Annotated in this window: 10 protein-coding genes; 4 read left to right on the top strand and 6 right to left on the bottom strand. The window is 41.6% G+C overall.

All coding sequences use genetic code 11. The features are described from left to right. The first annotated feature begins 10 nt into the window (after positions 1 to 10). Together IWX76_RS12160 and IWX76_RS12165 are read left to right on the top strand one after the other, a co-directional pair. Entirely contained in the window at positions 11 to 1549 is a 1539-nt protein-coding gene (locus IWX76_RS12160; RefSeq protein ID WP_196860204.1) for a peptide MFS transporter, read from the top strand. Between the two features lie 102 nt (positions 1550 to 1651). Then, a complete protein-coding gene (locus IWX76_RS12165; protein WP_196860205.1) occupies positions 1652 to 2386 on the top strand; it encodes a polyprenol monophosphomannose synthase in 735 nt (244 codons plus the stop codon). On the opposite strand, the gene IWX76_RS12170 is transcribed toward IWX76_RS12165, so the two are convergent. Genes IWX76_RS12170 through proS form a run of 4 tightly spaced genes read right to left on the bottom strand, consistent with a single transcriptional unit; the run spans position 2383 to position 6420 of the window. Beyond that, positions 2383 to 2886, bottom strand: a complete 504-nt coding sequence (locus IWX76_RS12170) for a YdeI/OmpD-associated family protein (RefSeq protein ID WP_196860206.1) — start codon at positions 2884 to 2886, stop codon at positions 2383 to 2385. The two genes, IWX76_RS12165 and IWX76_RS12170, sit on opposite strands and share 4 nt — an antisense overlap. Positions 2887 to 2894: 8 nt before the next feature. Beyond that, a complete protein-coding gene (locus IWX76_RS12175) occupies positions 2895 to 3761 on the bottom strand; it encodes a TIGR02757 family protein (protein WP_196860207.1) in 867 nt (288 codons plus the stop codon). A gap of 2 nt (positions 3762 to 3763) precedes the next feature. After that, positions 3764 to 4903, bottom strand: coding sequence for a cystathionine gamma-synthase (locus IWX76_RS12180; protein WP_196860794.1), 1140 nt, complete (start codon positions 4901 to 4903; stop codon positions 3764 to 3766). Between the two features lie 44 nt (positions 4904 to 4947). Beyond that, the gene (proS, locus tag IWX76_RS12185) at positions 4948 to 6420 is read right to left on the bottom strand and encodes a proline--tRNA ligase (RefSeq protein WP_196860208.1); all 1473 of its coding nucleotides are present in this window, start codon (positions 6418 to 6420) and stop codon (positions 4948 to 4950) included. A 104-nt stretch (positions 6421 to 6524) separates the two neighbouring features. Between proS and IWX76_RS12190 the strand changes: the two genes are divergently transcribed. Together IWX76_RS12190 and IWX76_RS12195 are read left to right on the top strand one after the other, a co-directional pair. Next, the gene (locus IWX76_RS12190) at positions 6525 to 7400 is read left to right on the top strand and encodes a hypothetical protein (RefSeq protein WP_196860209.1); all 876 of its coding nucleotides are present in this window, start codon (positions 6525 to 6527) and stop codon (positions 7398 to 7400) included. 24 nt (positions 7401 to 7424) lie between these two features. Beyond that, positions 7425 to 8936 (top strand): OmpP1/FadL family transporter, encoded by a 1512-nt coding sequence (locus IWX76_RS12195; protein WP_196860210.1) that lies wholly within the window; start codon positions 7425 to 7427, stop codon positions 8934 to 8936. A 122-nt stretch (positions 8937 to 9058) separates the two neighbouring features. Here the strand turns inward: IWX76_RS12195 and IWX76_RS12200 are convergent, their stop codons facing one another. Beyond that, entirely contained in the window at positions 9059 to 10855 is a 1797-nt protein-coding gene (locus IWX76_RS12200; RefSeq protein ID WP_196860211.1) for a UbiD family decarboxylase, read from the bottom strand. A gap of 98 nt (positions 10856 to 10953) precedes the next feature. Continuing rightward, entirely contained in the window at positions 10954 to 11433 is a 480-nt protein-coding gene (locus IWX76_RS12205) for a Dps family protein (RefSeq protein WP_196860212.1), read from the bottom strand. Positions 11434 to 11596 lie beyond the last annotated feature (163 nt).

Here is an 11596-nt window from a genome sequence, read left to right on the forward strand (position 1 = left end):
TAAAATTTATATGGATCAATCAGAAATCCTGAAGCCCGAACAATTGGATGCTACACCTAAGGGCCACCCTAAAGGATTGTACGTTTTGTTTGCCACCGAAATGTGGGAACGTTTCAACTATTATGGCATGCGTGCCATTTTGGTACTCTTTATGACCAAAGCCTTATTGTTTGATAAAGCTTTTGCTTCTAACCTTTACGGAAGTTACACGGGTCTGGTTTACTTAACCCCACTTATTGGTGGTTTTGTTGCCGATAGGTATTGGGGTAACCGCAGGTCGATCATTACCGGTGGTATATTGATGTCATTTGGTAACTTACTCATGTTTGCCTGTGCATCCATGTACCAAAGCAACTTGCAACTCTCGGCCTTCCTATTTTTTACAGGTTTAGGGTTTATGATTGCCGGTAACGGATTTTTCAAACCAAATATTTCGTCGATGGTTGGACAGTTGTACCCACCAAACGACAAAAGGATTGATGCTGCATACACCATTTTCTATATGGGTATTAATGTAGGTGGTGCTTTAGGACCATTTATTTGCGGTTATTTCGGTGATACCGGTAATCCGGCAGATTTCAAATGGGCTTTCCTTTGTGCGTCAATTGCGATGGCGATTGGTGTAGTGGTTTTTGTTTATTTGAAAGATAAATACATCCGTCACCCGGATGGTGCCCCTCTAGGGATGTCGCCAGTAAGTCCTGATGCGGTTAAACCTAACCCAGCATTAGTTTATGTGTCTTTATTAGCTTTTGTAGCCATTTGTGTGGGCATGTTATACATTGACGCCAGGGTATACAGTTATTTAAGTTACTTATTGATCGTTGCTGTAGTCGGCATCGCTTATATGATTTTTGCGGATAAAAACCTGACCAGGGTAGAGAAAAAGAAAATCTCGGTAATTTTTATCGTAGCCTTTTTCGTGGTCTTCTTCTGGAGTGCCTTTGAGCAGGCAGGTGCATCGTTAACGTTTTTTGCAGAAGAGCAAACACAACGTGACTTAGGTTTCTTCACCGTACCAGCAAGTTGGTTCCAGTCGTTAAACTCACTATTCGTTGTGGCTTTCGCACCACTATTTGCCTGGTTATGGATTAAATTAGGCAGAAGAGAGCCTTCGGCACCAACCAAAATGGCCTTAGGTCTTTTGTTACTGGCAGTTGGTTATTTCGTTATTGCACAAGGTGTAGATGAAATTGGCCAGGGTGTTAAAGTGAGTATGATCTGGTTGATTGGTATGTATGCGTTTCACACCTGGGGTGAGTTATGCTTGTCGCCAATCGGTTTATCCTTAGTGAATAAACTGGCACCTGTAAAATTCGCATCCTTGTTGATGGCGGTATGGTTCCTGGCAAATGCCGGATCCAATGTACTGGCAGGAAAATTAAGTGCTCTTTATCCGGATGGAACGAAGGTGACTAATTTTGCTGGTTATGAAATGCACAACCTGAATGATTTCTTTATGTTGTTTGTATTTATGGCAGGTACTGCTGCTGTAATTTTGTTCTTTCTGACCAAATGGTTACAGAAGACCATGAATTCGACCACATAAGTTTCATTATTTAAAATATAACCCGCAGCTGTAGCCACACTGCGGGTTTTTTCATATTTATTCAATACTTTCGTAACTTTTATTACCTTATTAAAATAATACGTGTCAGACAGCTTAATCATCATACCAACCTATAATGAAAAGGAAAACATTGAAAAGATCATTAGAAAGGTTTTTTCACTTGAATTTTCTTTTGAGATCTTGATTATAGACGATGGATCGCCTGATGGCACAGCGGATATTGTAAAGACTTTACAGCCCTTTTTTGCCGGTCGCTTACACCTAGAACAACGAATAGGTAAACTTGGCTTAGGAACCGCATATATTCACGGTTTTAAATGGGCTTTGAATCATCAATACGATTTCATCTTTGAAATGGATGCTGATTTCTCACATAATCCAGACGACCTGATTAAGTTACGCCATGCCTGTGTAAACGGCGCTGATGTAGCCATTGGCTCCAGGTATGTTAGGGGTGTAAATGTGGTCAACTGGCCAATGAGCCGCGTACTGATGTCTTATTTCGCATCGATGTATGTGCGGTTCATTACCCGCATTGACATTCAGGATGCTACTGCAGGCTTTAAATGCTACCGTAAAATAGTATTGGAAACCATTCCGCTAGACAAGATTAAGTTTGTGGGTTATGCTTTCCAGATTGAAATGAAGTTTACGGCTATACAATATGGCTTTAAGGTAGTGGAAGTACCGATCATCTTTACAGATCGCACAGAGGGCGTATCGAAAATGAGTACCCGGATTTTTAGGGAAGCCTTTTTTGGTGTCATCCAGATGAAGATGAACAGTTGGTTCAGAAATTACGACCGCAAAGCTTAGTCTTTTGCGGCGCGAATCATTTCACCAAAGTTTAAGCGCTGATCCATCGCATTCACAATCATGGTGAGTCTTTTTACTTTTGTTTTTTCTGTTTTAGCCGCATTAAACCAATTGATATAATAGTTTTGATGTGACTTAGGCATGGAGAGAAATTGATCCATCAACCCAGGTTCATCAGAAAGACACATATCAAGCTCCTGCGGCATTTCTATCTTGAAGTCGCTATCAACAGTCAACTCCAGACTTAACACCGCTCCCTCCTCTTTTTTTAATTGTTTACGTAAGGCGGACTTTAAGGCCAGAATAAAATTCCCTTCTCCCATGGGTACCAGGGACAGTCCGTGTATGGCAATATTGTCGAGCATGCCTTTTATCCTGAAACTTTTTTTGCAGTCGGGATTAATTTGATGGGCAATTTCCATTGGAATGAACACATAAGTCCAGCCAGTCTTTTCGCCCATACGTTCAAATCTTTCTATCTCCGCTTTAAAGGTAACCATCCCTAAATTTAAAACTTTTCTTCCACACCTAGTCCAAACAACGCAAAATCATATTTTACAGGATCTGTCGGATCGAATTGCCTTAATTGCTGTGTTAATTCAACTGCAGTTTGCCAATCGGTTTGTTTTCTGGAGATTAAGCCTAAACGGCGGGCTACACGATCTACATGCACATCACATGGACAAATCAACTGGGCAGGTGTTAAAGTTGTCCAGATGCCAAAGTCTACCCCCTGTTGATCACGGCGGACCATCCAACGGAGAAACATGTTTAGTCGTTTGCAGGTAGACTTTTGTTTGGGTGAGGATACGTGTTTAATGGTACGTCTTGGGAAGTCTTCCAGGCTAAAGAAATAAGAGCGGAAATGATTGAGGGCCTGCTCAATTTCTACATCAGAAGCCTGTAGTTCTTGTGCAAAACAGGCTGGTGAGGAATAACTTTCTGTAGAAGGTACGGAGAAATCTCCGAGATAATCGGGATTAAACGAAGATTGAAGCTGCGGTGGAATAAAAGCAGCTTCCAGGCTATTGTGTTGCTGGTAATGGGCTTTAAAGAAAGCAACAAAGTACAGCAGGTCGGTATCATTAAAAGTGCGGTGTTTAAAACCCAGGAGGTTCTTCAGGTCATTGTCACTATGGTGTAGCATAAACTGATGCGGAGAGCCATCCATCCTTTCAAACAGCTCAGTACATTTGTTGATAATGGTTTTACGCTGCCCCCATGCCAAAATTGCCGCAAAAAATGCGGCAATTTCGATATCCTGTTTTAGCTGAAACCGGTGTGGAATACACACCGGATCATTGGTAATAAAAGCTGGCTGATTATATTGAGCCACCTTGGCATCTAAAAAATCTTTGAGTTCAAGGAATTCCAAGGTTATTTAAGGGCTTGTTCTAAATCAGCAATTAAATCGTCAATATCCTCTACCCCAACACTTAAACGAAGCAGGTTATCGGTTACTCCAACTTTTTCACGTTCTTCTTTAGGGATAGAACCATGTGTCATACTGGTAGGGTGATTGATTAAAGATTCTACGCCACCTAAAGACTCGGCAAGGGTAAACACTTTAAAAGAAGAAGCTACACGGAAAGTCTCCGCCAGGTTAGCATCTTTCAAGGTAATGGATACCATACCACCGAAACCACGCATTTGTTTTTTAGCAATATCGTGATTAGGATGATCTTCAAAACCTGGCCAGTAGATTTTATCAATCTTCGGGTGGTTTTTAAGGAAATGAGCTACTTTCTCACCGTTTTCACAATGCGCTTTCATACGTAAGTGTAAGGTTTTGATCCCCCTTAACACTAAGAAAGCATCTTGTGGACCAGGTGTAGCACCACATGCATTGTAGATAAACCATAGGTCTTTATACAGCTGGTCGTCATTGACCAATAAAGCACCCATCACGACGTCAGAGTGACCACCAATATATTTGGTTACCGAATGCATCACGATGTCAGCGCCTAAATCCATTGGATTTTGCAGGTAAGGTGAAGCAAAGGTATTGTCGACTGCCAGAATAATCTTGTGCTGTTTGGCAATTTTAGCTACTCCTTCAATATCTACAATTTGCATGGTAGGATTGGTAGGCGTTTCGATCCAGATCAGTTTGGTTTTTTCTGTGATATGGGGGTTGATATTTTCTGGTTTTGATAAATCTAAAAACTTGAAAGAGATACCATACTTAGCATATATTTTAGTGAACATGCGGTAAGAACCACCGTAAAGATCATTTCCGGTAATGACTTCATCGCCAGGTTGCAGCAACCTTAATACAGCATCTGTAGCACCCATACCGCTTGAAAAAGCAAGACCATACTTGGCATTTTCCAGGGCAGCCAGGCAGTTTTCTAGAGCTTGTCTGGTTGGATTGGTTCCTCTGGAGTATTCAAAACCCTGGTGGTCGCCAGGTGACTTTTGCCAATAAGTAGACGTCTGGTAGATAGGAGTCATTACTGCTCCAGTACTTGGATCAGGTTCCTGACCAGCATGGATCGCTTTTGTTGCAAATTTCATCATTATTATTTTTTTATATAATCAACATCTTCTAAACTGTGTAATTAATAAGCACGGGCAAACAATACACGTTGTGTAGAAGGCTTACCTGAATAAACACAGACCCCTTCTTCTTGTTTGTTATTTAATGGAATACAGCGGATGGTGGCTTTGGTCTCTTCTTTAATTTTTAGTTCTGTTTCTGCCGTACCATCCCAGTGTGCAGAGATAAAACCGGTTTTGTTATCTAAAAGGTCTTTTAATTCCTGATAAGAGTTAGCCTCGGTAATGTGTTCATCGCGGTAGTTAAGCGCCTTGTTATAGATACTATTTTGGATATCTTCCAGTAACTGCGGAATGTAGATTTCCAGCCCCTCCTGGTTAACCGTAAATTTCTCACGTGTATCTCTTCTGGCGAGTTCTACTGTTTTATTTTCCATGTCGCGACCACCGATAGCCAGGCGGATAGGCACACCTTTCAATTCGTATTCCGCGAATTTAAAGCCCGGACGTTGTGAATCACGGTCATCATATTTCACAGAGATACCCATACGCTTTAACTTAGGCATCAACTCATCAACGAAAGCTGTAATTTTGGCAAGATCCTCGTCATTTCTGTAAATAGGAACGATAACCACCTGAATAGGCGCTAATTTCGGTGGAAGTACCAGGCCGGCATCATCACTATGTGCCATAATCAAAGCACCAATCAAACGGGTGGACACTCCCCATGAAGTTGCCCAAACATGTTCTACTTTTCCTTCTTTGCTGGTAAATTTAACATCAAAGGCTTTAGCAAAATTTTGACCAAGGAAATGGGAAGTACCAGCTTGTAAAGCTTTACCATCCTGCATTAGCGCTTCGATGCAATAGGTATCTAAAGCTCCTGCGAAACGTTCATTGGCTGTTTTTTTACCTTTAACCACCGGCATCGCCATGAAAGTCTCCGCAAAATCTGCGTACACATCAAGCATGCGTTCTGTCTCCTCCACAGCTTCTTGTGAAGTTGCATGTGCAGTATGCCCCTCTTGCCATAAGAATTCTGCTGTACGCAGGAACAAACGGGTACGCATTTCCCAGCGCATCACATTTGCCCATTGGTTAATCAGCAAAGGCAGGTCGCGGTAAGATTCGATCCATTTTCTATAGGTATTCCAAATGATGGTTTCTGAAGTTGGTCTGATGATCAGTTCTTCTTCCAACTTGGCAGTTTCATCGACAATGATATTACCGGTTCCATCGTTCTTTAATCGGTAGTGTGTCACCACGGCACATTCGGTGGCAAAACCTTCTACGTGTGAAGCTTCCTTTGAAAAATATGACTTTGGTATGAGAAGCGGAAAATAGGCATTACTATGTCCGGTATCCTTGAATTTCTGATCTAAAATGCCTTGCATTTTTTCCCAAATAGAGTATCCATACGGCTTAATGACCATACACCCCCTTACGTCGGAGTGGTCGGCAAGATCGGCCTTTATAACAATGTCGTTATACCACTGGGAATAATCTTCGTTTTTGCTTGTAATACCTTTGCTCATAACTCTCTGGAACGTTTTTTGTGTTAATTAAGTTGTAATATAGGTAGCAAATTTATAAATTTATAGCTATATTAACGTAACACACACACAAACAAATAAACACCATGAAACCGATTCGATTAATTACGAGTATGCTGGCAGCAGTTACGGTGATGATGGCATCCTGTTCTGCACCCAGATTGGCACAACAAAATACGGTCAATGACGATGTCTATAATTCAGTAGCACAGGCACAAGAATATGTGCAACCAGCGCCTAGCGAAGCTTCACAATACCAGGACGATGCCCAATATGATGAATATGGATCCAGTGACCCATATTATGATATGGATTATTCATCACGTATCAACAGGTTTTATTACGGCAGCCCTTTCCGCGGTTATTTTGACCCTTTCTATTATGATTATTATGGCTTTAACAGCATTTATGGCATGAACTACTTCTCTCCATTTTACAGACCCGGTTTTTCTATGGGTTTTGGCTGGGGCTGGGGTAATTATGGATGGGGTGTTTTCTCTCCTTATTATGCCTGGAACCCATATTATGGCGGAGGTTACTTAGGTGGCTTCTATGGTGGCGGTTATTATGGTGGAGGCTATTATGGCGGTGGATACCTGGGTGGCGGTTACGTAAATAATTTACGTGGCAATACCACTTATGGTCCTAGACCTGACCGTGGTCGTGAAAATGGCATGGGCCGTACTGGAGCTGTTCGTTCTACTAATGGAGTGATTTCTAATTCTGGCAGCCGTGCAGACAGGTATAACCCTAACCGTGGCACACCAATTAACACCAATACCAGAAGTAGAACAAACCGCAGTTCGGATACTTACAGACCGACAACACGTTCTACCGCACCAACCAGACCTACTTATACCCCTCCTTCTTCAACAAGAAACGATGGCGGTGCAACCAGGAGCAGTGGAAATACCGGCGGTGGCGGTGGTAGCAGAAGCCAAAGAGGCGGAGGCAGAAACTAATTTATTTACACCTTTTTACGCTACATGAAAAAATTCTTATCTCTCCTTGCATTAGCTATGGTAGCTAATACAGGAATAATTTATGCCCAATACGCAGCTGATGCCTTAAGGTTTTCACAATCTAATTACGGAAGCTCTGCGCGCTTTAAAGGCTTAGGAAATGCACAAATCAGTTTAGGCGGTGATATTAGCTCAGTAAGTGGTAATCCTGCTGGTCTGGGTATGTTTACCCGCTCTGAATTTAGCTTTACCCCTGAATACAACAACAGCATGGCTGATGCAACATTTTTGGGGCAGCGCACAAGCACCAGCCAAGATAAAGTTAACTTGAATAACGCCGCTATTGCCTGGTATAATCCAACCGTTAGACGCGCTGGATCTGATTTAAACAAAGGTGTACTGAGCTTTGTATGGGGAATTGGCTTTAGCCGAAATAACGACTTTAATAATAATGTGGCTTTTGGTGGCCAAAATGCAAACAGCTCTATCGCTGATTTCTTTTCAGAAGATGCGTCAAATTATAATGCTTTGCCAAGTCAGTTACCTAATGGTTCATTAGCCAGGATGGCTTATGACACCTTCCTGATTGATGAATATGGCGATGAGAATTTTTATGAACCATCAACTGCATTGAACAATACTCAGGCTTATAGCCAGATGCGCTATGGCTCCACATCGGAAGTTAACTTTTCTGGTGCCATGAATATCTCAAACCAGTTATATATTGGTGCGACAATTGGTTTAGTCAACATACGTTATGGTTATGATTCGCAGTTTACAGAAAGTGGAAGAAACATCTCGACAAACCCAGATAATGATATGGCTGGTCAGGATTACACCTTATCGTACCGCCAGAGTCAGGCTACAGATGGTTCAGGTATTAACGGTAAAATCGGTTTAATTTACAAACCTATTCATGCTTTACGTCTTGGAGCTACCTTCCAATCCCCAACCTGGATGAATATTCAGGATACATTCTCTGAAGTATTGGATGCTAATTATAACAGTGGAAGTACATTTACCAATGACCCTTCAAATAGTGTGTTCCAATATAACTTAAGAACTCCTTATAAAGGATCATTAGGTGCCAGTGTGATCTTAGGTGAACATGGGTTGATTACCGCTGACGTGGATTACATTGATTATGCGTCCATTAAGTTCAGCAACGCAGAAAATAACTACGCACCTACGACTATTGCTAACAACAACATGGATGTTAAAGATGATTATACTGATGCGATTAACTACCGTGTAGGTGCAGAGTATAGGATCGACCAGTTAACCTTAAGGGCTGGTTACGGATTGAACGGAACACCATATAATGAGACAGTAGATCCTACCAAGAAATTTGAAACATCTTTTTATAGTGGTGGTCTGGGTTACAAAATTAACCAATACTACTTCGATCTGGCTTACCAGAGGGTTGAAACAAACAGTACTTATAGCCCTTATGTATTAAACGATTTCTCTGAGCCCGTGGCAGCTGTTAAACAAAACAAAAACAATGTTTTCTTAACTTTTGGGGTAAGGTTCTAATCCATTGGGTTAAGTTATCTATTACTATTAGAATGCGCATTTGCATAGCAAAAGTGCAAAAAAATAAGATCTATAAAAAAACCGGCTAATGACTTAGCCGGTTTTTTTATGCTTCTTAAATTTTATGATGTTTTGAAACGGGCAATGTTCAGCTCTACCTGCGGATCTTTGATCAGCTCAGGTGCATGGTGTGGTTTCTTCCGGGCATCAATAATTAATGGACCCGTACATCCCCAGTGTTTGTCCTTAGTAAAACTTCCTACACCATCAACATCTGTCGCTGGATTACTGCGGGTAAAAGTTACCCAAACCAGGTTATTTATGTTTTCGGCGGTAAATGCAGCATCATCACAAAGTACAATCAGCGCAATACCCTCCAGGCTTTGCGGCAACAGGCTTTCCTTTAACTCCGCAAGCTCCTGTGCTGCGCTGTCGGCATTTTGATAGGGCTCCCCCTGAAGCGTAAGCACCCCTGGCATTGCCAGGTGAAAGTTGTGATTAAGGTGGTTTGGAAGCGATGAATTTAATTGTCTTTTAACTGGGCCCGCTGCTGCCAACACCAGTTTAGAACCACTGTTTAGGCCATCGCCCGTATAATCCAGGGTATCAATGGTGGTCTGGGTGTGAAAATGTAAATCCCTGCTAAAGTCCATTCGGGATAAAATATGCTCCAGGAATTCAGCAATATGGTGGGTAGTCAATTGTTCGTTATCTTCCCTGGCGGCAATAAAAAGGTATTTTGCAAGACTTAGTTGGTTCTTACCTAGAATATGGTTCGATATCGTCAGGATTTCCTGTGGTTTTCTTTCTTTTAAAAAAGGCGTATACCGTTCGCTGCCAATCGCAAAAAGCAAAGGGTGTACACCTGCGGCATCAACAGCATTTACTTCTTTCAGTCCGTGTATTTCCTGCGGAATTGCAGAGCCAGTAATTTCGTGGATCAGGGCACCAAAGCTGGTATCTTCCTGCGGCGGACGACCGACTACGGTAAAGGACCAGATGGCATCTTTACGGTGGTACACCTGATGTACTTTCATGACCGGGAAGGGATGTTTAAGGCTATAATAACCCAAGTGATCACCAAATGGTCCCTCCTCTTTGTTATCCTGAGGATAAACCGTACCTGTAATCACAAAATCTGCATCGGCAGAAATACAAAATCCTTCCTCATCATAAAAGTAGCGGAAACGACGGTTACCTAAAGCACCTGCGAAAGTCATTTCTGAAAGCCCTTCGGGCAAAGGCATCACCGCTGCTAAAGGGTGTGCCGGAGGACCGCCAACAAAGATGCTCACTTTCAAAGGCAAGCCTTTTGCATTCGCCTTACTTTGGTGTACACCGATCCCGCGGTGAATCTGGTAATGTAATCCGATTTCCTGGTCCTGAATATAGTCGTTACCAGCCATTTGTATGCGGTACATGCCCAGGTTGCCGTTTAAAACACCTGGTTTATCTACATCCTCGGTAAACACCTGTGGCATGGTGATAAAAGGTCCGCCATCCATGGGCCAATTCACAATTTGTGGCAAGGCGCTGATGGTGGTTTTTTCGAAAGTAGATTTAAAGAGACTTTGTTTCATGGGCAGTGCCGACAAAGCAGCCAGCCCCACACTGGCAGATTTAAATGGGTTTTTTAAGGCCTTCATTGGATCGCCACGTAAAGCCACCAATTGCTGCACATTTTCCAGACTGTCACGAAACATAAACTTTGATCGCTTCAGGGTGCCAAACAAGTTAGATACTGCGGGAAATTTACTACCCTTCACCTTTTCAAAAAAGATGGCAGGACCTTGTTCTTCATAAACCTTTAAGTGTATGGCAGCCATTTCGAGGTAAGGATCAACTTCTTCTTTGATTCTTAGCAGGTGCCCATGTTTTTCTAAATCAGCAACGCATGCTGCTAAACTCTTATATCCCATCTATGCCAAAGGTATTAAACAAATTTGTTATATAGGAAAACCCCATAAACAGAAAAACCACACCCTTAGGCATGGTCTTTTATAAAGAATGATATATCTTATTTTTTGCCTGCAAACGAGCGAAGCATCCAGGTAGTTTTTTCTTTGAACTGCATAAAACGGTTCACCATGTCATTTGTACCATCGTCATCGGCTTCATCCGTTGCTAATAAAAGTTCACGCTCCATGGCAATTAATTGAGCCATGTCATCTAAAATGGCATCAACCATGGCTAAATCTTTCATTCCAATGGTATCAATCTCCTTGATAGTTGATTCTCTTACGTAATCTTCGAAACGGCTATGTGGTGGTTTACCAAGGGTTAATACACGTTCGGCAATCTCATCAATTGTTGTTTGGGCTTCCGTATATAACTCTTCAAACTTCACATGCAGGGTAAAGAAATTCTGTCCTTTAATATTCCAATGGCATCCTCTTAATTTCTGATAATGAACATGATAGTTTGCAAGATAATCGTTAAGTAAATCAACAATAGGTTTTACTTCTTTCTCATTCAAACTAATTTCTTTGGCATCCATAATAATTCAATTTTCGTTTATATAACGTTACAACACCTATTGGTTATGGATGGTTTTAAAAAATTCCAAATACATACAATACGTGCACTATAATGCCGTTTTCTATACAGAATTTATCCTCTTAAATTTTATTCGTAAATTTGCCACACTTAATCAAGAAATC

This window comes from Pedobacter sp. CAN_A7 (assembly GCF_015752175.1).
Taxonomy (GTDB): domain Bacteria; phylum Bacteroidota; class Bacteroidia; order Sphingobacteriales; family Sphingobacteriaceae; genus Pedobacter.